Origin of the sequence: Streptomyces sp. NRRL S-378 (assembly GCF_000720645.1) — a bacterium.
GTDB lineage: Bacteria > Actinomycetota > Actinomycetes > Streptomycetales > Streptomycetaceae > Streptomyces.
In genome coordinates this window covers 25,169-45,525 of record NZ_JOBX01000007.1, presented here as the reverse complement: position 1 = coordinate 45,525, position 20,357 = coordinate 25,169, and the positions used below count along the sequence as shown (strand labels likewise).

At 70.2% G+C, this 20,357-nt stretch carries 15 protein-coding genes, 5 tRNA genes and 1 pseudogene; 6 read left to right on the top strand and 15 right to left on the bottom strand.

Annotated elements, in window-relative coordinates; all coding sequences use genetic code 11:
• Window positions 1-3 precede the first annotated feature (3 nt).
• Window positions 4-1,014 (bottom strand): NAD(P)H-dependent glycerol-3-phosphate dehydrogenase, encoded by a 1,011-nt coding sequence (locus tag IH80_RS0106755; protein WP_030958511.1) that lies wholly within the window; start codon window positions 1,012-1,014, stop codon window positions 4-6.
• Complete coding sequence (locus IH80_RS0106750; RefSeq protein ID WP_030958510.1) at window positions 1,011-1,763, bottom strand: lysophospholipid acyltransferase family protein; 753 nt, start codon at window positions 1,761-1,763, stop codon at window positions 1,011-1,013. Before IH80_RS0106750 ends, IH80_RS0106755 begins: the two co-directional genes overlap by 4 nt.
• A gap of 242 nt (window positions 1,764-2,005) precedes the next feature.
• Between IH80_RS0106750 and cofC the strand changes: the two are divergent.
• A pseudogene (cofC, locus tag IH80_RS0106745) lies at window positions 2,006-2,608 on the top strand (2-phospho-L-lactate guanylyltransferase); the annotation flags it as partial.
• A gap of 309 nt (window positions 2,609-2,917) precedes the next feature.
• Here cofC and IH80_RS0106740 read toward each other — a convergent pair.
• From IH80_RS0106740 to leuC, 4 genes are all read right to left on the bottom strand, one after another.
• The gene (locus tag IH80_RS0106740) at window positions 2,918-3,595 is read right to left on the bottom strand and encodes an HU family DNA-binding protein (protein ID WP_030958505.1); all 678 of its coding nucleotides are present in this window, start codon (window positions 3,593-3,595) and stop codon (window positions 2,918-2,920) included.
• Between the two features lie 144 nt (window positions 3,596-3,739).
• Complete coding sequence (locus IH80_RS0106735; protein WP_030009267.1) at window positions 3,740-3,967, bottom strand: hypothetical protein; 228 nt, start codon at window positions 3,965-3,967, stop codon at window positions 3,740-3,742.
• 137 nt (window positions 3,968-4,104) lie between these two features.
• Window positions 4,105-4,698, bottom strand: coding sequence for a 3-isopropylmalate dehydratase small subunit (leuD, locus tag IH80_RS0106730; RefSeq protein WP_030958504.1), 594 nt, complete (start codon window positions 4,696-4,698; stop codon window positions 4,105-4,107).
• 3 nt (window positions 4,699-4,701) lie between these two features.
• Window positions 4,702-6,126 carry a 3-isopropylmalate dehydratase large subunit gene (leuC, locus tag IH80_RS0106725; protein WP_030958502.1) on the bottom strand — a complete coding sequence of 475 codons (1,425 nt, stop codon included), beginning with the start codon at window positions 6,124-6,126 and terminating at the stop codon, window positions 4,702-4,704.
• 182 nt (window positions 6,127-6,308) lie between these two features.
• Between leuC and ndgR the strand changes: the two genes are divergently transcribed.
• Entirely contained in the window at window positions 6,309-7,025 is a 717-nt protein-coding gene (ndgR, locus tag IH80_RS0106720; protein WP_007266782.1) for an IclR family transcriptional regulator NdgR, read from the top strand.
• Window positions 7,026-7,183: 158 nt separating this feature from the next.
• On the opposite strand, the gene IH80_RS0106715 is transcribed toward ndgR, so the two are convergent.
• The 9 genes from IH80_RS0106715 to IH80_RS0106675 all read right to left on the bottom strand — a co-directional run bounded on the left by IH80_RS0106715 (window position 7,184) and on the right by IH80_RS0106675 (window position 11,202).
• A tRNA-Glu gene (locus IH80_RS0106715) sits at window positions 7,184-7,256 on the bottom strand.
• Window positions 7,257-7,270: 14 nt separating this feature from the next.
• Window positions 7,271-7,342, bottom strand: a tRNA-Gln gene (locus tag IH80_RS0106710).
• Window positions 7,343-7,363: 21 nt separating this feature from the next.
• Window positions 7,364-7,436: transfer RNA gene (locus IH80_RS0106705), tRNA-Glu, on the bottom strand.
• Window positions 7,437-7,499: 63 nt separating this feature from the next.
• Window positions 7,500-7,572, bottom strand: a tRNA-Glu gene (locus IH80_RS0106700).
• A 27-nt stretch (window positions 7,573-7,599) separates the two neighbouring features.
• Window positions 7,600-7,671 (bottom strand) — tRNA-Gln (locus IH80_RS0106695).
• 86 nt (window positions 7,672-7,757) lie between these two features.
• Window positions 7,758-8,486: an HAD family hydrolase gene (locus tag IH80_RS0106690; RefSeq protein WP_030958500.1), complete on the bottom strand. Its 729-nt coding sequence runs from the start codon at window positions 8,484-8,486 to the stop codon at window positions 7,758-7,760.
• A gap of 173 nt (window positions 8,487-8,659) precedes the next feature.
• A complete protein-coding gene (gene gltX, locus IH80_RS0106685) occupies window positions 8,660-10,135 on the bottom strand; it encodes a glutamate--tRNA ligase (protein ID WP_030958499.1) in 1,476 nt (491 codons plus the stop codon).
• Window positions 10,128-10,916: a fumarylacetoacetate hydrolase family protein gene (locus IH80_RS0106680; RefSeq protein WP_030958498.1), complete on the bottom strand. Its 789-nt coding sequence runs from the start codon at window positions 10,914-10,916 to the stop codon at window positions 10,128-10,130. The genes gltX and IH80_RS0106680 overlap by 8 nt, the downstream gene beginning before the upstream one ends.
• Before the next feature lie 97 nt (window positions 10,917-11,013).
• Window positions 11,014-11,202 carry a hypothetical protein gene (locus IH80_RS0106675; protein WP_030029864.1) on the bottom strand — a complete coding sequence of 63 codons (189 nt, stop codon included), beginning with the start codon at window positions 11,200-11,202 and terminating at the stop codon, window positions 11,014-11,016.
• 577 nt (window positions 11,203-11,779) lie between these two features.
• Here IH80_RS0106675 and IH80_RS0106670 point away from each other — a divergent pair.
• The 4 genes from IH80_RS0106670 to IH80_RS0106655 all read left to right on the top strand — a co-directional run bounded on the left by IH80_RS0106670 (window position 11,780) and on the right by IH80_RS0106655 (window position 20,357).
• Window positions 11,780-15,406 (top strand): nitrate- and nitrite sensing domain-containing protein, encoded by a 3,627-nt coding sequence (locus tag IH80_RS0106670; RefSeq protein WP_030958496.1) that lies wholly within the window; start codon window positions 11,780-11,782, stop codon window positions 15,404-15,406.
• Window positions 15,407-15,415: 9 nt separating this feature from the next.
• Window positions 15,416-15,829 (top strand): roadblock/LC7 domain-containing protein, encoded by a 414-nt coding sequence (locus IH80_RS0106665; protein ID WP_030846990.1) that lies wholly within the window; start codon window positions 15,416-15,418, stop codon window positions 15,827-15,829.
• A 152-nt stretch (window positions 15,830-15,981) separates the two neighbouring features.
• Entirely contained in the window at window positions 15,982-16,860 is an 879-nt protein-coding gene (locus tag IH80_RS0106660) for an ATP/GTP-binding protein (protein ID WP_078906355.1), read from the top strand.
• 296 nt (window positions 16,861-17,156) lie between these two features.
• Entirely contained in the window at window positions 17,157-20,357 is a 3,201-nt protein-coding gene (locus IH80_RS0106655; protein ID WP_030958492.1) for a nitrate- and nitrite sensing domain-containing protein, read from the top strand.

The following is a 20,357-nucleotide window of genomic DNA, read 5'->3' as shown; positions in this document are numbered from 1 at the left end:
GAGTCAGCGACGTTCCGGTTTGGCGCTGCGGCCCATCAGTTCCTTCAGGGCCACGAGGGTCGGCTTGCCGTGGTGGACGATGTCCACCACGGTCTCGGTGATCGGCATGTCCACACCGTGCCGGCCCGCCAGATCGGCCACCGACTGGCAGGACTTGACTCCTTCGGCGGTCTGCTTGGTGACCGCGATGGTCTCCTCCAGGGTCATGCCCCGGCCGAGGTTGGTGCCGAAGGTGTGGTTCCGGGAGAGCGGGGAGGAGCAGGTGGCGACCAGGTCGCCCAGGCCCGCGAGGCCGGAGAAGGTGAGCGGGTCGGCGCCCATGGCCACGCCCAGACGGGTCGCCTCGGCGAGTCCGCGGGTGATGAGCGAGCCCTTGGTGTTGTCGCCGAGGCCCATGCCGTCCGCGATGCCGACGGCGAGGCCGATGACGTTCTTGACCGCGCCGCCGAGCTCGCAGCCGATGACGTCGGTGCTGGTGTACGGGCGGAAGTACGCGGTGTGGCAGGCGGCCTGGAGGCGCTGGGCGACGGCCTCGTCCACGCAGGCGACGACGGAGGCCGCGGGCTGGCGGGCGGCGATCTCGGCGGCCAGGTTGGGGCCGGTGACGACGGCGATGCGCTCGGCGGGAACCTTGGCGACCTCTTCGATGACCTCGCTCATCCGCTTGGCGGTGCCGAGTTCGATGCCCTTCATCAGGGAGACGAGCACCGTGTCGGGGGCCAGCAGCGGGGCCCAGGCCGCGAGGTTGTCGCGCAGGGTCTGCGAGGGGACGGCCAGGACGGTGAAGTCGGCGCCCGCGGCGGCCTCGGCCGGGTCGCCGGTGGCCCGGATGTTCGCGGGGAGTTCGACCTCGGGGAAGTAGTCCGGGTTGGTCCGGCCGGTGTTGATGGCGTCGACGACCTCGCTGCGGCGGCCCCACAGGGTGACCTCGCAGCCGGCGTCGGCGAGCACGATGGCGAAGGCCGTGCCCCAGGAGCCTGTTCCGAAGACGGTCGCCTTGATGGGACGTGTCACTTCTTGCCCTCCCCTGCGGCCTTGCGCCGCTGTTCCGCCCTGGCGTTGCGATGGTCGTACGGCTGCTCGGGCGCGGTCTCCCCCCGCACCTCCTCCAGGAGCCGGGTGACGGCCGCCATGATGGTCTCGGTGGCCTCCTTGAGGACGTCCGGGGTGGGTTCCCGGTCGTAGTAGGCCGAGAGGTCCACGGGCGGGCCGGCGAGCACCTGGAGGGTCTTGCGCGGGAGGAGCCGGACCTTGTTCTCCTTGGCGTACGGCGGCATGGCGAGGTTCGCGCCCCACTGGGCCACCGGAATGACGGGCGCCCTGGTGATCAGCGCGACGCGGGCGACGCCGGTCTTGCCGGCCATCGGCCACATGTCGGGGTCCCGGGTCAGGGTGCCTTCGGGGTAAAAGGCGACGCATTCGCCGCGCTCGATGGCGTCGACGGCGGCCCGGAATGCGTCCAGGGCGTTGGTGGTCTCCCGGTAGACGGGGATCTGCCCGCTGCCGCGGAGGATCGACCCGACAAAGGGGACCTTGAAGAGGGCGGCCTTGGCGAGCAATCGGGGCACCCGGCCGGTGTTGTACTGGAAGTGCGCGTAGGAGAGCGGGTCCAGATAGGAGTTGTGATTGACGGCGGTGATAAAACCGCCCTCGGCCGGAATGTGCTCCATTCCCCGCCAGTCCCGCTTGAAGAGCACTACCAGCGGCGGTTTTGCGATGACCGCCGCCAGGCGGTACCAGAAGCCGATTCTGCGGCGGGACACTCGGACACCTTCCTCTAGGACCGGTCGCGGCTGGGGCACCTCGTCGTCGGCCGGACAAGTGTCACCCCGGGCCCGGTCTCTGTCGAGAACACCGTACGCCCCGCTCACCCCGCCGGACCCCCGGGCTGCCCGGCGGGGGCGACAATGGGCCGACACATGACCGGGCCATGACCCGGCCTTGGCCCGGGGAGGGGCCGGAGCGTACCGGAGGGAAGGGGTCCGTCACGAACGCCGTCTGGAGTCTGGTGGTTCCGCTGAAGCCCCTGTCGGTGGCCAAGAGCCGTCTCGCGGCGGCCGTGGGGGCCTCGCGTCCGGGGCTGGCCCTGGCTTTCGCCCTGGACACCGTCGCGGGGGCGCTGGCCTGCACGGCGGTCTCGGATGTGGTGGTCGTCACGGACGACGCCGCGGCCGGTGCGGAACTGGCCGGGCTGGGGGCGCGGATCGTCGCGGACGTCCCGGCGGCCGGGCTCAACGCGGCGCTGGCGCACGGCGCACGGGCGGCCCGTCAGGCGCGTCCCGCCACCCCGGTCGCGGCGATGAACGCGGACCTGCCGGCGCTGCGGCCCTCCGAATTGCTACGCGTGCTCGAAAACGCATCGGCATTTCCGCGGGCATTTCTGGCGGATGCGGCCGGAATCGGTACGACCTTGCTTTCCGCTGCACCCGACGTGGAATTGGCCCCTTCCTTCGGCGGTGCGTCGCGGGCCAGGCATTCCGCGTCGGGGGCGGTCGAAATCGCACTGGCGGACGTGGACAGCGTGCGCCGCGACGTGGACACGGCGGCGGACCTGCGCACGGCGCTCGCCCTCGGTGTGGGGCGTCACACGGCCCGATACAGTGCGGGTATGCAGGCGACCGCGTACACGTACGACTCCCAGACCCGCAGCGGCAGCGTGCTGCTGGACGACGGCACCCCGGTGTCCTTCGAGGCCCCGGCGTTCGACGCGGGCGGCCTGCGGCTGCTGCGGCCCGGGCAGCGGGTCCGGATCGAGACGGACGGCAAGGGCGCGGACCTGCGGATCACCCTGATCACGCTCCAGACCTTCTGAACCGGTCCGCCGGGACGCCCACGGGGCGGCCGACGGGCCCCGAACGCACCGCGGGCCGGCTTCCCCAGCGGAGGGAAGCCGGCCCGGCGTGTGTGACTCGTGCCCCTACTTCTTGCGGGCGGTGGTCTTCTTCGCGGTGGCCTTGCGGGTCGCCGTCTTCTTGGCCGGCGCCTTCGTCGCTGCGGTGACCTTCTTGGCCGCCGGGGCGGTCTTCTTCGCGGCGGCGGTGGTCTTCTTCGCCGCGGCCGTGGTCTTCTTGGCGGTGGTGGCCTTCTTGGCGGCCGCCGTGGTCTTCTTCGCCGTGGCGGTGCTCTTCACGGCCGTCTTCTTGGCGGTCGCGGTGCTCTTCTTGGCGGTGGCCTTCTGTGCGACCGTGGTCTTCGCAGCGGCCTTCTTCGCAGTCGTGGCCTTCTTCGCCGCGGCCTTCTTGACCGTCGCGGAGGCACCGCCGGTGAGGCTGCCCTTCGGCGCCTTCTTCACCGACACCTCGCCACCCTTGGGCAGCTTCTTGGTGCCGCTGACCAGGTCCTTGAAGCCCTGGCCGGCACGGAATCGGGGCACCGACGTCTTCTTGACCCGGACGCGCTCACCCGTCTGCGGGTTGCGGGCGTAACGGGCCGGACGGTCGACCTTCTCGAACGAGCCGAAGCCCGTGACCGAGACCCGGTCGCCCGCGACGGTAGCGCGGACGATGGCGTCCAGTACCGCGTCGACAGCGTCCGCGGCCTGCTGGCGGCCGCCCAGCTTGTCGGCAATCGCTTCTACGAGCTGCGCCTTGTTCACGTCTTCCCCTTCGGAGACTTCGCCAGAACGAATGTGTTCAAGCTTATTTCGCACGTTAGGCGGATATATACCGCAAATCAAACACGAAACGGGCTAATCACCCTAGTGCCGCAACGCCGGAGGCGGTTACGGAGTTCCTTCGCATCAGTCGCCTTCAGGGAATCGACCCTCGTCGAGGTCCTTCATCAACCTGTCCAGGCGCCTTGCCGCATCGGCGAGATCATGCTTCGCCGCGGCCGTGACGACCAACAGCTTCCGGGACAGCGCCATCCTTACGCCCTCCGGGACTTGCAGTGAGCGCACCCGTGTGTGTGCTTCTTTCAGCCGGTCCGCGACGAGTTCGTAGAGCTCGAGTTGACTGTCGCGTTCCATGCACAGATTGTGCCATCTGGGGCGAGTTGTCGCCTCACGGGGCCTCAACAAACGGCTGTGCCCCCCGCCGGAAGGCGGGGGGCACAGTGTTGTCGTTGTGATCACCCGGGGGTGAATAACCGCTGATCAGGCAGGAATCAGGCCTGAATGGTGCGCGGCTTGAAGGCCGGACGGGCGCTTTCGTAGGTGGCGATGTCCGCTTCGTTCTGAAGGGTGAGCGAGATGTCGTCCAGGCCTTCCAGCAGACGCCAGCGGGCGTTGTCGTCGAGTTCGAACTCGGCCACGATGCCTTCCGCGCGCACCTGGCGGTCGACCAGGTCGACCGTGATCTCGGCGGCGGGGTCGGCCTCCGTCAGCTCCCACAGCCGGTCGACCGTCTCCTGCGGGAGCACCACGGTCAGCAGGCCGTTCTTCAGCGAGTTCCCGCGGAAGATATCGGCGAAGCGGGAGGAGATGACCGTCTTGAAGCCGAAGTTCTGCAGGGCCCAGACGGCGTGCTCGCGCGAGGAGCCCGTACCGAAGTCGGGACCTGCGACGAGCACGGTCGCGCCGGCGCGCTCCGGGCGGTTCGTGACGAACTCCGGGTCCTTGCGCCAGGCCTCGAAGAGTCCGTCCTCGAAGCCGTCGCGGGTGATCTTCTTGAGCCAGTGGGCCGGGATGATCTGGTCGGTGTCGACGTTGCTGCGGCGCAGCGGGACGGCCCGGCCGGTGTGGACGGTGAAGGCTTCCATGGTTCAGACTCCGGCGGTCGCGTCGGCGGCGGACAGGTCGGCGGGCGAGGCCAGATGGCCCAGCACGGCGGTGGCGGCGGCCACCTGCGGGGAGACCAGGTGCGTACGCCCGCCCTTGCCCTGCCGGCCCTCGAAGTTGCGGTTGGAGGTGGACGCGGAGCGTTCACCGGGCGCCAGTTGGTCCGGGTTCATGCCCAGGCACATCGAACAGCCCGCGTGCCGCCACTCGGCGCCGGCCTCCTTGAAGACCGCGTCCAGGCCCTCTTCCACGGCCTGGAGGGCGACGCGGACCGAGCCCGGCACGACCAGCATCCGTACCCCGTCGGCGACTTTGCGGCCCTCGATGATCCCGGCGACGGCGCGCAGGTCCTCGATGCGGCCGTTGGTGCAGGAACCTACGAAGACGGTGTCGACCTTGATGTCGCGCAGCGGCTGCCCGGCGGTCAACCCCATGTACTCCAGGGCCTTTTCCGCCGCGAGGCGCTCCGAAGCGTCCTCGTACGAAGCCGGGTCGGGGACGTTCGCCGACAGCGGCGCGCCCTGGCCCGGGTTGGTGCCCCAGGTGACGAACGGGGAGAGCGCGGCGCCGTCGATGACGACCTCGGCGTCGAAGACCGCGTCCTCGTCGGTGCGCAGGGTCTTCCAGTACGCGACGGCCGCGTCCCAGTCCTCGCCCACCGGGGCGTGGTCGCGGCCCTGGAGGTAGTCGAAGGTGGTCTGGTCGGGGGCGATCATGCCCGCGCGGGCGCCGGCCTCGATCGACATGTTGCAGATGGTCATGCGGGCTTCCATCGAGAGCTGCTCGATGGCCTCGCCGCGGTACTCCAGGATGTAGCCCTGGCCGCCGCCGGTGCCGATCTTGGCGATGATCGCCAGGATCAGGTCCTTGGCGGTGACGCCTTCGGCCAGCGCGCCGGTGACGGTGATCGCCATCGTCTTGGGGCGGGCCAGCGGCAGCGTCTGGGTGGCCAGCACGTGCTCGACCTGGCTGGTGCCGATGCCGAAGGCCAGCGCGCCGAAGGCGCCGTGCGTGGAGGTGTGCGAGTCGCCGCAGACCACGGTGGTGCCGGGCTGGGTGAGGCCCAGTTGCGGTCCCACGACGTGGACCACGCCCTGCTCGACGTCGCCCAGCGAGTGCAGGCGGACACCGAACTCGGCGCAGTTCGCCCGCAGCGTCTCCAGCTGGGCCCGCGAGACCGGGTCCGCGATCGGCTTGTCGATGTCGAGGGTGGGGGTGTTGTGGTCCTCGGTCGCGATGGTGAGGTCGAGGCGTCGGACCTTGCGGCCGGCCTGGCGCAGTCCCTCGAAGGCCTGCGGGCTGGTCACCTCGTGCAGCAGGTGCAGATCGATGAAGAGGAGGTCGGGCTCGCCTTCGGCGCGCCGGACGACATGGTCGTCCCAGACCTTCTCCGCGAGTGTCCTACCCATCGCTTTCCCTCCGGCCGGCGGGTTGTGCCGGCGCTTCATAGAGATTCGTGCGCCACACGCCCGTACCCCACGTCCCGGACGACGGCTCGGACCCAGTGGTTCGTGGACCCGCACATACAGACTCGCTGGTTCTTGGAAAAATTGAACTTGCGTTTCACAGTGTGAGACGCGAATATCGTTTCATGGACAACTCTAGCGGCGTCGGCGTTCTCGACAAGGCAGCTCTGGTATTGAGCGCACTGGAGTCCGGTCCGGCCACCCTCGCCGGGCTGGTCGCGGCGACAGGGCTCGCACGACCCACGGCACATCGCCTTGCCGTGGCACTGGAACACCACCGGATGGTGGCGAGGGACATGCAGGGCCGGTTCATCCTCGGTCCGCGGCTGGCGGAGCTCGCCGCCGCGGCCGGCGAGGACCGCCTGCTGGCCACGGCGGGACCGGTACTCACCCACCTCCGTGACGTGACGGGCGAGAGCGCGCAGCTCTACCGCCGTCAGGGAGACATGCGCATCTGCGTGGCGGCGGCGGAACGGCTGTCGGGCCTGCGGGACACCGTCCCGGTGGGCTCGACCCTGCCGATGAAGGCCGGCTCGGCCGCGCAGATCCTGATGGCCTGGGAGGAGCCCGAGCGGCTCCACCGTGGCCTCCAGGGTGCGCGTTTCACGGCGACGGCGCTCTCGGGCGTGCGGCGCCGCGGCTGGGCGCAGTCGATCGGCGAGCGGGAGCCCGGCGTGGCGTCCGTCTCGGCACCGGTGCGCGGGCCGTCGAACCGCGTGGTGGCCTCCGTGTCGGTCTCCGGGCCGATCGAGCGCCTGACCCGCCACCCGGGCCGGATGCACGCCCAGGCCGTCATCGACGCGGCCGCCCGCCTCACGGAGGCGCTGCGCCGCTCCGGCTGACGCCGACCCCACCTGTTCACCCCCGGGCCCGGGGGCGCGTTCGACGCCGCACACGTCCGAACACGCGCCTCCGGGCCCGTACTTGTGCCTGCGTCGGCAGGGGCGGGCAGACAGCGAAGAGGCCCTCCGCGATGAACGCGGAGGGCCTCTCCTGTGCGTACCCCCGACCGGATTCGAACCGGCGCTACCGCCTTGAGAGGGCGGCGTGCTAGGCCGCTACACAACGGGGGCTTGCTTGTACTGCGCTGGGCTACCAGGACTCGAACCTAGAACAAAGGAACCAGAAACCTTCGTGTTGCCAATTACACCATAGCCCAATGTGGTCTATACCAGACCAGTACCCCCGACCGGATTCGAACCGGCGCTACCGCCTTGAGAGGGCGGCGTGCTAGGCCGCTACACAACGGGGGCCCTAGCGATCCTGCATCAAGACGTCCGGGAGCTACCCAAAGGAGATCTTGCGGGAAGGATCTGTACCCCCGACCGGATTCGAACCGGCGCTACCGCCTTGAGAGGGCGGCGTGCTAGGCCGCTACACAACGGGGGCTAAGCACTGCGTCACTACTGCATTGCGCTGGGGTACCAGGACTCGAACCTAGAATAAGGGAACCAGAAACCCTCGTGTTGCCAATTACACTATACCCCACCGAAAGTCAACCCCCTGGGGGATTTTTCTTTCGAGTGGCGCCTCCGTCCGGCCTTTCGGCCCGCTCCGGCGGCGCAGAAAGAACATTACCGGATGCCTGACCGTGCTCCAAAACGGGTATCCCGTGCCAGCAGCTCAGGCAGCCGGTCAAGGCCTTCGATCCGGTGTGCTCCCTCGGGGCCCGGCCCCCTGCGGCCGTCCCGGTCGATCCAGACGGCCAGCAGCCCGGCGTCGCGGGCCCCGCGCGCGTCGATCTCGGGCTGGTCCCCCACGTACGCCACGTCCTCCGGCGGCAGTCCGAGCGCCTCGCACGCGGCGAGGAACGCCTGCGCCTCGGGCTTGCTGACGCCGAGCTCGACGGCGCAGACCAGCACCTCGAAGCGCTCGCGCAGCCCGAGCCGGCGCAGCTTGGGGTCCTGGTTGGCCGTGGAGGAGTTGGAGAGCACGCCGTGCCGGTAGTCCGCGGCAAGGGCGTCGAGCGCCGGCACGACGTCGGGGAAGAGGGTCCAGGCGGCCTTGTAGTGCTCGACGTACTGGTCGAACCACGCGTCGGCCTCGGCCGCGGTCATGGCGGGCTCGTCGAGGAACTCCCGCACCCGCTCCTGGCGCTGCCCCTGGAAGGTGCCCACACCGGCGGCGAAGCGCGCCCAGTGGCGGTCGGTGATCTCCCGCCAGCGCGCGAGCGCCTGCGCGCGGGTACCGTACCGCTCCGCGAGCCGGACGGCCTCCAGCTGCGCCGCGAGACCGGCCGCGTCGGCCCCCGTGTAGTCGAAGAGGGTGTCGTCGATGTCCCACAGCACGGCGCGGATCGGCATGTGCCCGAGCCTACGCCGCGGGCGCCTGCGGGGTGGGCACGATCAGGAAGTCCGTCAGGAAAGGCAGCGACGCGGGCGCGTGGGCCGGCGAGCCCGCCCGGGACAACGCCGCAGGGGGCGGCGGCCCGGGTTCGGGCGCCGCCCCCTGCGGGACGGGACGGTGCTGCTGCGGGTCAGCCGGCCAGCTTGGCCAGGGCCGCGTCGATGCGGGACAGCGAGCGCTCCTTGCCCAGGATCTCCAGGGACTCGAAGAGCGGCAGGCCGACCGTGCGGCCGGTGACGGCCACGCGGACCGGGGCCTGGGCCTTGCCGAGCTTGAGGCCGTGGGCCTCGCCGGCGGTCAGGACGGCCTGCTTGAGGGACTCGGGGTCCGACCAGTCGGCGTCGGCCAGCTTCTCGCGGGCGGTGGTCAGCAGGGCCGCCGGCTCGCCCTTCATCGCCTTGTCCCAGGAGGCCTGGTCCTCGACGGGCTCCTTGCGGAACAGGAAGTCCACGTTGGCGGTGATCTCCGACAGGACGCCCACGCGCGTCTGGGCGTACGGCGCGATGCGCTCCCAGGCCTCCCTGTCGAAGTCCTCCGGCTCCCAGTTGGCGTGCGGGGCCTGCAGCCACGGGGCGCAGCGGTCCGCGAACACCTTCGGGTCGAGCAGGCGGATGTGGTCGCCGTTGATCGACTCGGCCTTCTTCAGGTCGAAGCGCGCCGGGTTGGCGTTCACGCCGTCGATGTCGAACTTCTCGACCATCTGCTCGATGGAGAAGACGTCCTGGTCCTTGGAGAAGGACCAGCCGAGGAGCGAGAGGTAGTTCAGCAGGCCCTCGGGGAGGAAGCCGCGCTCGCGGTACAGGTTGAGCGAGGCCTCGGGGTCGCGCTTGGAGAGCTTCTTGTTGCCCTCGCCCATCACGTACGGCAGGTGGCCGAAGGCGGGGGTGCCCTTGGCGACGCCCAGCTCGATCAGCGCCTTGTAGAGGGCGATCTGGCGGGGGGTGGAGGAGAGCAGGTCCTCGCCGCGCAGGACGTGCGTGATCTCCATCAGCGCGTCGTCCACCGGGTTGACCAGGGTGTAGAGCGGGGCGCCGTTGGCCCGGACGATGCCGAAGTCCGGCACGTTCTCCGGGGTGAAGGTCAGCTCGCCGCGGACCAGGTCGGTGAAGGTGATGGGCTCGTCGGGCATCCGGAAGCGGACGATCGCGGGCCGGTGCTCGCCCTGGTAGGCCTCGATCTGCACGGTGGTGAGCTCGCGGCAGTGGCCGTCGTAGCCGGAGGGCTTGCCGGCCGCGCGGGCGGCGGCGCGGCGCGCGTCGAGTTCCTCGGTGGTGCAGTAGCAGTGGTAGGCGTAGCCGCCGTCGAGCAGCTTCTTCGCGACGTCCGCGTAGATGTCCATGCGCTCGGACTGGCGGTACGGCGCGTGCGGACCGCCGACCTCGGGGCCCTCGTCCCAGGTGAAGCCGAGCCACCGCAGCGAGTCGAGCAGCTGGTCGTAGGACTCCTCGGAGTCGCGGGCCGCGTCGGTGTCCTCGATGCGGAAGACGAACGTGCCGCCGTGGTGGCGCGCGAACGCCCAGTTGAACAGGGCGGTGCGGACCAGGCCCACGTGGGGGTTGCCGGTCGGGGAGGGACAGAAACGTACGCGGACAGGTCCGTTAACCACGCTTGATCACCTTGTTGGTGAGAGTGCCGATGCCTTCGATGGTGACGGCGACCTCGTCGCCGACGTTGAGGGGGCCGACTCCGGCCGGGGTCCCCGTGAGGATGACGTCGCCGGGGAGCAGCGTCATGGCCTCGGTGATGTGGACGACCAGGTCCTCGATGGAGCGGACCATGTCACTGGTGCGGCCGAGCTGGCGCTGCTGGCCGTTGACGGTGCACTGGATGGTCAGGTCGCCCGGGTCCAGGTCGGTCTCGATCCAGGGGCCGAGGGGGCAGGAGCTGTCGAAGCCCTTGGCGCGGGCCCACTGCTTCTCGCGCTGCTGCACGTCGCGCGCCGTGACGTCGTTGGCGCAGGTGTAGCCGAGGATGACGTCCTTGACGCGCTCCCTGGGGACCTCGCGGCACATGCGGCCGATGACCACGGCGAGCTCCGCCTCGTGGTGGAGGTCCTGGGAGAAGGAGGGGTAGGTGATCGGGTCGCCCGGGCCGACCACGGAGGTGGACGGCTTGAAGAAGGTGATGGGGGCGTCGGGGACCTCGTTGCCGAGCTCCGCCGCGTGCTCCGCGTAGTTGCGGCCGATGGCCACGACCTTGTTCGGGAGCACGGGCGGCAGCAGGCGGACCTTGCTCAGCGGGACCTTCGTACCCGAGAGCTCGAAGTCCGCGAACGGGATGCCCTTGATGATGTCGAGCACGAGCGACGCTTCGTTGCCGGGGGCGGCGTCGCCCTCGACCGCGCCGAACGCGACATTGCCGTCGATCGAGAACCTGGCGATGCGCACGTGTTGCGTCTGCCCCTCTGTATTTCCGCTGGCTGGAGTCTGCGGTCCCCAGGCTAACGCGGCGGGCAGCGGCGCTTCACGTTCCGTGCGGGGCGGCTTACTGCGCGGCGGCGGCGACCGGCGCGTCCATCAGGACCGTGCGCCGGGGGTTGGCGGTCTGCGTCGGCAGCTCGACGGCGTGCTCCGGGGTGGCCGGGGCCGCCTGCAGCTCCTCGGCGTCCTTGAGGTGCGCGAGGGTGGTGCGGCGGGGGTTGGCTATGTTGCGGAACATCGTCGTCGTCTTCATCGGAGTTCGGGGTCCTCGGTTCGGTCTGTGGATGTCGGCCGGCGCGGGCACCAGCCCTGGCCCAACCCTTCAAGGGGCAAGGCTAAACATCTGAATCCCCTGGCGAACCGGGAAGTAATGGCCACGGCTATGTGAGTTTGCTCACCCGTGACCGGACATTAATTCCATAACGGACAGCCGATCACACCCGCCGAAACGGACATTGCACCACTGAATGCGCCATTCCGCTCCTGATCATCGCGACTGGGACACCTTGCCAGCCGTGTTGTTTGGATGGCGTAAGTCCGATTTCAACCGAATGCGGTCGCACATCGCGTAGTGCGTCTGTTACGAGCCGTGACCGACTCTCCGGGCCGACACGCGCACCTTGTTGGAGATCCGCCACTGTGCTGGAATTCGCGGGACCGCCGCGGGACTCAGTCCGGCGCGCAGGTGGCGCGACTTCAGCGCCGAGCGGCGGAGAGAAAGGGAGACGCGCCGGTCACCGACGACCACCATGGGGCCGAAAGTGCCCCACGACTCGACACCGTTCCGCCGGTCACCCGGCGGGACGCCTGGTCCAGAGGTTGCGACGCTAGTGCAGGGACGATTCAAGAGGGATGGCAGCGCTGCGGCGGAGCAGGAGCCGCGTGGCGGGACCGACCGTGGCTCCTCGCCCCAGCACGCCCAGAACCGCGGGCCGGCTGTCGAAGGCGCGAGCCCCGACGCTTCGGCAGCGGTGAAGGCGAAGGGCCGCGTGAAGAGCCTGAAGGCCAAGTCCAAGGACAAGGCCGGGCCGGCTGAGCAGGACGCGGCGATACCGAAGGCCCCCAGTGGGCCCGGCTCCCGCCTCGCCATGCAGAACTGGCGCATCAGCACGCGACTCGTGTCGCTGCTGACCCTGCCGGTCGTCGCCGCCACCACGCTCGGTGGCTTCCGCATCAACGACTCGCTCAATGACATCGCGCAGCTCGAGCACATGCAGCTGCTGACGACGATGACGCGGCAGGCCACCAACCTGGCCGCCATGCTCCAGGAGGAGCGCGACCTCTCCGCGGGTCCGCTCTCGCTCTCCAAGGGCAAGAGCAACAGCAGCGTCGACGGTGCCCGCGCGCAGACCGACACCGCCGCCAAGGCCTTCGCCGCCGCGACCGACAAGGTCGACAGCACCGGCGAGAAGGACGACACCCTCAAGTCGATCCGCAACAACGTGCTGCAGATCGGCCGTCAGATCGCGAACATCCAGACGGTCCGGGACAAGGCGTACATCAACGGCGCCCAGCAGACCGTCAGCGAGTACAACGCGATGATCGTCTCGCTGCTCTCCCTCTCCCAGGACATGGCGCAGGCCACCTCCAACCCGGAGATGATCAAGCGTACGCGTGCCCTGGCCGCGTTCTCCGCCGCCAAGGAATACGCCTCCATCCAGCGCGCGATCATCGCCGCCTCGCTCCCCGAGACCTCGGACAAGCAGGGCAAGCTGGAGGAGAACGACCGCCTCTACGCCCTCTCCGCGCAGAAGGGCGAGCAGCAGGCGAAGACCACCTTCGAGCTCGTCTACCAGGGCCGCACCGAGGAGCTCCTGGCCGGTCTGGGCGACAGCAACTCCGAGATCTCCAGCGCCGACCACTACGCACGCCGCGTGCTGGCCAGCCAGGACGCCTTCCTCCGCGAGAAGAACCGGTCCTGGCTGGACTGGTACGACGCGGACGGCACCAAGCTCCAGGCGATGAAGGTCATCGAGCTGACCCTGCTCGAGGAGATGGAGCAGAAGGCCCGTGAGCTGAAGAACGAGGCCCAGCAGGACGCCATCATCAACGGTGCCCTGATCCTCCTCGTCCTCGGTGTCTCCCTCGTCGGCGCCTTCGTCATGGCCCGCTCGATGATCCGCTCGCTGCGCCGCCTGCAGGACACCGCGACGCGCGTCGCCCAGGACCGTCTGCCCGAGCTCGTCAAGCAGCTCTCCGAGTCCGACCCGCAGGACGTGGACACGTCCGTGGAGTCGGTCGGCCTGCACACCCGCGACGAGATCGGCCAGGTGGCCGCGGCGTTCGACGACGTGCACCGCGAGGCCGTCCGCCTCGCCGCCGAGCAGGCCCTCCTGCGGGGCAACGTCAACGCGATGTTCACCAACCTCTCGCGCCGCTCGCAGGGCCTCATCCAGCGTCAGCTCTCGCTCATCTCCGAACTGGAGTCGCGCGAGGCCGACCCGGACCAGCTGTCCTCCCTCTTCAAGCTCGACCACCTCGCGACCCGCATGCGCCGTAACGGCGAAAACCTCCTCGTCCTCGCGGGCGAGGAGCCGGGCCGCCGGTGGACCCGCCCCGTCCCGCTGGTCGACGTGCTCCGCGCCGCCGCGTCCGAGGTGGAGCAGTACGAGCGCGTCGAGCTGGCCTCGGTGCCCGGCACCGACGTCGCCGGCCGCGTCGTCAACGACCTCGTGCACGTGCTCGCAGAGCTGCTGGAGAACGCCACCTCGTTCTCCTCCCCGCAGACCAAGGTCAAGGTCACCGGTCACGCGCTGCCCGACGGCCGCGTGCTCGTCGAGATCCACGACACCGGTATCGGTCTCTCCCCCGAGGACCTCGCCGCGATCAACGAGCGACTCGCCTCGCCGCCCACCGTGGACGTCTCCGTCTCCCGGCGCATGGGCCTGTTCGTGGTCGGCCGCCTGTCCCTGCGACACGGCATCCGCATCCAGCTGCGCCCCTCCGACTCGGGTGGTACGACGGCCCTCGTCATGCTCCCGGTGGACGTCGCCCAGGGCGGCAAGAAGCCGGGCCCGACGCCGGGCCAGGGCGGCCCGGGCGGCGCCCAGGGCGGCCCCGGTGCCCAGGCCTCCGTGCCCGGTCCGGGCGGACGCCCCTCCGTGAGCCAGGGCCCGCAGCGCGGTCAGGTCGGCGGCGGTCAGCGTGCCGCGCTGCCCGGCCGCGACGGTGGTGCCGGCCAGCGTCCGCAGGGCGGACGCCCGCAGGGCGGTCCCGGTGCTCCCGGTGCTCCCGGTGCGCGCCCCCAGCAGGGCGGTCCGACCACCGCCGGCCAGGGCCAGGGCGCCTTCGGCGCCGGTGCTCCGCTGCCGACCCGCGGTCCGGTGCCCAGCGTGGGATTCGGCAACGGTCCCCAGGGCCGTCCGGCGCCCTCCGGTGCCTCCGCCTTCCAGCAGGGCAACGGCTTCGAGCGTCCGCAGCAGCCGCAGCAGCCGCAGGCCCAGCAGGCCCAGCAGGCCCAGCAGCAGCCCGGTCCCGGGGCTGCGGCCCCGGGCGGTCCGCGGCCGCAGCTGCCGCCGCGGGGTGGCGCCGCCGGCGCCCGTCCGGAGCTGCCCGGCCCGCAGACCACCAGCTGGGGTTCCGACCAGGCCCGGGGCCACGACGAGCTCTCGGGCCCCGGCTCGACGGCCGAGTTCGCGCGCCCGGACTTCAACGCGCCGATGCCCCAGGGCGACGGCACGGGCAGCAGCACCGGCCAGTTCGAGCGTCCGGACGTACGGGGCCCCATCGACCCGTCCTCCACCGGCCAGTTCGAGCGCCCCGGCTACCAGCCCCAGCGGCCGGGCGGCCCCGGCGTCGGCGGGTTCGCGCGCCAGCCGCAGGCCCCGCAGCAGCCGCAGGCCCCGCAGGGCGGCGAGTACGCACCCGTACCGCCGGCGCGGCCCGAGGCCCCGCGGCTGCCGCAGGCGCACCGGCCGGAGGCGCTGCCCCCGGCCCAGAACGCCGGCGACGCCCGCAGCCCGATCTTCGACACGCTGGAGTCGAACTGGTTCCGCGAGGAGGGTCAGCAGCCCCCCGCGCAGGTCCCGGCCGTACCCCAGCAGCCGCAGCAGTCCGCTCCGTCGGCCCCTGCTCCGCAGCAGCAGCTGCCGCAGCGCGGCCAGGAGCCGGCGGCCGAGTCCTCCCAGACGGCGACCGGCGCCATGCCGACCGTCAGCTGGAAGTCCTCGCCGAACGACGAGCTGATGCGGCAGGCCGAGCGCGTGCGCCAGCCCGCCGCCGGCGGAATCACGACCTCGGGGCTGCCCCGCCGGGTCCCGCGGGCGAACCTCGTGGCCGGCACCGCGCAGCAGCAGGCCGAGGCGCAGGCGGGTCCGCAGGTCTCCCGGGCGCCGGACGACGTCCGCGGCCGTCTGACCAACCTCCGACGCGGTATCCAGCAGGGCCGTCAGGCTGGCAACAACAGCCAGGCGACCGGCAGTTACCACATCGACCCCACTTACCAGCAGGAGCGATAGTTGAGTTCGATGAGCCAGGCGGCACAGAACCTGAACTGGTTGATCACCAACTTCGTGGACAACACCCCCGGGGTGTCCCACACGGTGGTGGTCTCCGCCGACGGCCTCCTTCTGGCGATGTCCGACGGATTCCCCCGCGACCGCGCGGATCAGCTGGCGGCCGTGGCCTCCGGACTGACCTCGCTCACCGCCGGTGCCTCCCGCATCTTCGAGGGCGGCGCCGTCAACCAGACGGTGGTCGAGATGGACCGGGGATTCCTGTTCCTCATGTCCGTCTCCGACGGATCCTCGCTGGCCGTACTGGCGCACCCGGAGTGCGACATCGGCCTCGTGGGCTACGAGATGGCTCTTCTGGTGGATCGCGCGGGCAGTGTCCTCACCCCGGACCTGCGTGCCGAACTGCAGGGAAGCCTGCTCGGCTGACTTCCCCTCTCCCGGCCGGACGGTACTACCGGCCGGGAGACCGGGGCCCCCGCCCCGGAATCCAGTACCACCGCCAGGCCGTCATACCGTTCCCCCCACCGGCCGCCCCGTCAGACGGCACGCTGACCACTGCTGTCCAGCCCGGAGGATCCATGACCCCGCCCCCCGCCTACCCCGATGCGTACGGAGATTCGTACTCGGAAGGCGATCAGCCGTTGGTGCGTCCCTACGCGATGACCGGCGGCCGGACCCGGCCCCGCTACCAGCTCGCCATCGAGGCGCTGGTCAGCACCACCGCCGATCCGATGCACCTGTCCGGCCTGCTCCCCGAGCACCAGCGCATCTGCACGCTGTGCCGTGAGGTCAAGTCGGTCGCCGAGGTCTCCGCGCTGCTTTCCATGCCGCTCGGTGTGGCTCGCATCCTCGTCGCCGACCTGGCGGAGGCCGGCATGGTGGCCATCCACCAGCCGGGCAACGGAGAGGCCGGCGGCACGCCCGCGAAGATCGTGGTGGCGGGCGGCTTCGGCGTGGGCAAGACCACGTTCGTCGGAGCCGTGTCCGAGATCAACCCGCTGCGCACCGAAGCCGTCATGACCAGCGCCTCGGCCGGTATCGACGACCTCACGCACACCGGTGACAAGACGACCACCACGGTCGCCATGGACTTCGGACGCATCACGCTGGACCAGGACCTGATCCTTTACCTCTTCGGTACTCCGGGCCAGGACCGCTTCTGGTTCATGTGGGACGACCTGGTCCGCGGCGCCATCGGCGCCATCGTGCTCGTCGACACGCGCCGCCTCGCCGACTGCTTCCCGGCGGTCGACTACTTCGAGAACAGCGGCCTGCCGTTCGTCGTGGCGCTCAACGGCTTCGAGGGACACCAGCCGTACACGCCCGAGGAGGTCCGCGAGGCCCTGCAGATCGGCCCCGGCGCCCCCATCATCACCACCGACGCCCGCCACCGCGCGGACGCCAAGAGCGCGCTCATCACGCTCGTCGAGCACGCCCTCATGGCACGGCTCAAGTAGCGGAGCAGCTCCAACTGCCGCACGGGAGGGGCGGGCTGTGTCGTATGACACGGCCCGCCCCTGTCGTTCATAACGTTTCGACAGAGAATTGAAGCCGATCGGCAACGGGATGCGTTCGGACGGTACCGCTGCGCTCACAACCACCCCGGCTTTTGCCGCAGGACGCTCTTTATGTCCGGTTTATGTGAGGCGTAAGTCTCTGGAACCCGCGGATTTCAACTGTTTGGAACAGGACCGTCAACCGTGCTGGAATTCAACGAACTAGCTAGTAGCACCGCCGAGAGGTTGTTGGTCGAGTGAGGCGAAGCAACGCAAGCCCCGCGGATGAACCCGCGCGCGGCAACTTCACCCCGCCGCCGCGAGCGGCCGCGTCGCCCGCCGACGTGCCCGTGGAACCGCCTGTGAAGAGCGGGAGCACCAGCCGGTTCTCCCCCCGCAACTGGCGCGTGCCGACCCGCCTGAACGCCATCCTGCTCGTACCGGCCCTCGTGGGCCTGGTCATGGGCGGGTTCCAGGTGAAGGGCTCGGTCGACACGTGGAACGAGGCCAAGGACGCCGAGCAGATAGCCCGGGTCGTCCAGGCAGCCTCGGAATACAGCCAGGCACTGCTCAACGAGCGTGACCTCACGGCCGAGCCGCTCCTGAACGGCCTCACCAAGGACGACAAGGTCACCAAGGCCTACGCGGCGACCACCGCGGCCAAGGAGAAGTTCGACAAGGTCGTCCAGGACCTGCCCGAGAACCAGGGCATGGAGCGGCGTCTGGAGCTCTTCCGCACCGAGGAGCCCAAGCTGACGGACGTCCGTCAGACGGCGTACCAGGCCGGGATCGAGAGCCCCAAGAAGAACCCGCCCGCTTCGTTCGGCCCCATCCCGACCGAAGAGGGCTACGTCACGGTCCAGCACTACCTGATGCAGTTCGCCAACGAGCTCGGTCTCGGCACCGGCAACGTGACCTCGTACGGTCGCATGGTCTACGCGATCCAGCTGGCCAAGGCGGCGAACTCCCTCCAGCGCTCCGTCGGCACGCACCTGCTGGTGCGCCCGAGCAACGACGAGAACACCCGCAAGGCCCAGCTCGTCGCCTTCTCCTCCTACGCCTACCTCGAGGAAATCGCCATCGGCGAGTACGTCGCGGCGGGTACCGAGGAGGACGTGACCCGCCTGAAGACGGTCATGGGGAAGAAGTCCGAAGAGGGCGCCGCCAAGCTCGCCGAGGCCAAGGCCGCCGCCGAGCAGGCCGGTACCCCCTTCAAGTCCCCGCCGGTCTCGCCGGTCAACAAGTCGATCCTGACCGGTATGACCGAGGCCATCGCCAGCGGTGAGCCCAAGAAGAAGGTCATCGAGGGCGGCACCACGCCGGCGGCCTGGCAGTACGCGGCCACCGCGAAGTTCGACGGCTACGACGAGATCGAGAAGGAACTCCTCGAGAAGGCCGTCACCGACGCCGTCGCGGTCTCCGACGACGCCCGCACCGACGCCATCACCAACGGCGCCATCGTGGTCGTGGCCCTCCTCGCCGCCTTCATTCTGGCCGGCATGATGGCCCGCCAGATGGGCCGTGCGATGAGCCGCCTGCGCACCGCCGCCTTCGACATCGCCGAGCAGCGCCTGCCGTCGCTCGTCGACCAGCTCTCGCGCACCGATCCGGGCAAGGTCGACACCCGTGTCCACCCGATCCCGATCGACTCGCAGGACGAGATCGGCGAGGTCGCCCGCGCCTTCGACCAGGTCCACCGGGAAGCGGTCCGGCTCGCCGCCGAGCAGGCGCTCCTGCGGGGCAACGTCAACGCGATCTTCACGAACCTCTCCATGCGCAACCAGTCGCTGATCGAGGGCCAGCTGACCCTCATCACCGACCTGGAGAACAACGAGGCCGACCCGGACCAGCTGGAGAACCTCTTCCGCCTGGACCACCTGGCCACCCGTATGCGCCGCAACGGCGAGAACCTCCTCATCCTCGCGGGTGAGGAGCCGGGACGCCGCTGGGACCAGCCCGTGCCCCTCGTGGACGTGCTCCGCGCCGCCTCCTCCGAGGTGGAGCAGTACGAGCGCATCGAGCTCTCCGGGGTCTCCGAGGCCGAGATCCACGGCCAGGCCGTGACCGACCTCGTGCACCTGCTCGCCGAGCTGCTGGAGAACGCCACCACGTTCTCCTCCCCGCAGACCAAGGTCCGCGTCAACGCCACGCGTCTGCCCGACGGCCGCGTGATGGTCGAGATCCACGACAAGGGCATCGGCCTGACCGCCGAGGACTTCGCGGACATCAACCACAAGCTCGCCAACCCGCCGACCGTGGACGCCGCGATCTCGCAGCGCATGGGTCTGTTCGTGGTCGGCCGGCTGGCGGACCGCCACAACATCCGCGTCCAGCTGCGCCCCTCGGGCGAGGCGGCCGGCACCACCTCGCTGATCATGCTTCCCGACGCCATCACGCACGGTGGCGGCGGCGAGGGCATCCCGGACGACGACTTCACGGTCTCGCAGATCATTCCGGAGCAGAAGGCCCAGCAGGCCGCCCCGATGCGCACGGCCGCGGAGCTCGGCTTCGACGACTCGCGCTACGAGCAGGGCGGCGAGGCGCGCGGCCTCGACCCGGTCGGGCGTTCGCTCGGCCGCGAGGAGCGGCGCGCCGCGCTGGAGGCCCAGGTCGGCTTCCCGCAGGAGCAGCAGTACCCCGACCAGGACGGCCAGGGCACCCACGGCGGCCAGGACTATCCGGAACCCCAGCCTGAACACCGCTACCAGCCGTACCAGGGCTACGAGCAGCAGTCCGAGCAGGGATACGAACCCGCGTACGACGGACAGGGCCCGGACCAGGGGTACGAGGCGTACCCGCAGCAGGACTACGCCTATACGGAAGACGGCTACCCGGACCAGCAGTCGGGCACTCAGGGCTACGACGGCGGCTACGAAGCCCAGTCGGCGCAGGCCGAGTGGCCCGAGCAGAACACGTATCCGGCTGCCTACCAGCAGGATTACGGGACTGAATCGGAATCCCAGGCCGTCCCCGAACCGGCCGCGGACCGCGTAGGCTTCGACCGTCCGGGCGCCGCTGCCGACACCGGTCACGAAATGACCGGAGCGGGCCTGCCGCGACGCGGCAGCCAGCAGCAGTGGCAGCCGGCACAGCAGGAAGCGGAGTCCCCCGGGTCCCTCTTCGAGCAGCGGCCGCAGCGTCAGCGGCAGGCCGCGGCGCCGGGGCAGGACCAGGACGGTGGCACGGGTTGGCGCTCGGGCAACGACGAGCGCTGGCAGCAGGCCGCCAAACTCCGTGAGCCGAAGGCGGGCGGGGTCACCCCGTCCGGTCTCCCTCGGCGCGTGCCCAAGGCCAACCTGGTCGAGGGCGCAGCGGAGACGACCCCGCAGGGCGGCCCCCAGGTCTCCCGCGCTCCGGAGGACGTCCGCGGCAGGTTGAGCAACCTGCGGCGGGGTGTCCAGCAGGGACGCAGCGCGGGTACTGAGCAGTCAAGTAACAGCTATGACCAGGAGCGTTAG

Bases quoted from the DNA above. Each gene is read 5' to 3' on its own strand.
- IH80_RS0106735 (WP_030009267.1), bottom strand. From the start codon at position 3,967: ATGGAACGCGACAGTCAACTCGAGCTCTACGAACTCGTCGCGGACCGG.
- leuD (WP_030958504.1), bottom strand. From the start codon at position 4,698: ATGGAAGCCTTCACCGTCCACACCGGCCGGGCCGTCCCGCTGCGCCGC.
- leuC (WP_030958502.1), bottom strand. From the start codon at position 6,126: ATGGGTAGGACACTCGCGGAGAAGGTCTGGGACGACCATGTCGTCCGG.
- ndgR (WP_007266782.1), top strand. From the start codon at position 6,309: ATGGACAACTCTAGCGGCGTCGGCGTTCTCGACAAGGCAGCTCTGGTA.
- IH80_RS0106690 (WP_030958500.1), bottom strand. From the start codon at position 8,486: ATGCCGATCCGCGCCGTGCTGTGGGACATCGACGACACCCTCTTCGAC.
- IH80_RS0106675 (WP_030029864.1), bottom strand. From the start codon at position 11,202: ATGAAGACGACGACGATGTTCCGCAACATAGCCAACCCCCGCCGCACC.
- IH80_RS0106665 (WP_030846990.1), top strand. From the start codon at position 15,416: ATGAGCCAGGCGGCACAGAACCTGAACTGGTTGATCACCAACTTCGTG.
- IH80_RS0106660 (WP_078906355.1), top strand. From the start codon at position 15,982: ATGACCCCGCCCCCCGCCTACCCCGATGCGTACGGAGATTCGTACTCG.